We start from the raw sequence: 234 nt of genomic DNA, 5'->3' as shown, positions 1-234 counted from the left end.
ACCGACCGCGGCGTGCTGGTGCTGGGCACCGGCAAGGGCCTGGAGGCGCTGGAGCCGGGTGACGTGATCCAGCGCATCGACGGCGACGCCGTGGCCACGCCGCGCGAGGCCATGTCGGCGCTGCGCGGCCAGGACGTGGGCGACAAGGTGCGCGTCGAGGTGCTGCGCGACCGCAAGACCCGCAGCGTGGAAGTGACCGTGCCCGAGGCGCCGGCGATGCGCTGGTTCGCCCCG

Annotated in this window: 1 protein-coding gene; it reads left to right on the top strand. The window is 75.2% G+C overall.

The genetic code is table 11. From position 1 onward, the window contains the following. Positions 1-234, top strand: a 234-nt coding sequence (locus tag N790_RS05165) for a PDZ domain-containing protein (protein WP_043801656.1), incomplete at both ends; no start/stop codon positions are given.

The organism is Arenimonas malthae CC-JY-1, from assembly GCF_000747075.1.
GTDB classification, from domain to species: Bacteria; Pseudomonadota; Gammaproteobacteria; order Xanthomonadales; family Xanthomonadaceae; genus Arenimonas; species Arenimonas malthae.
This window is presented reverse-complemented; position numbering and strand designations above follow the sequence as displayed.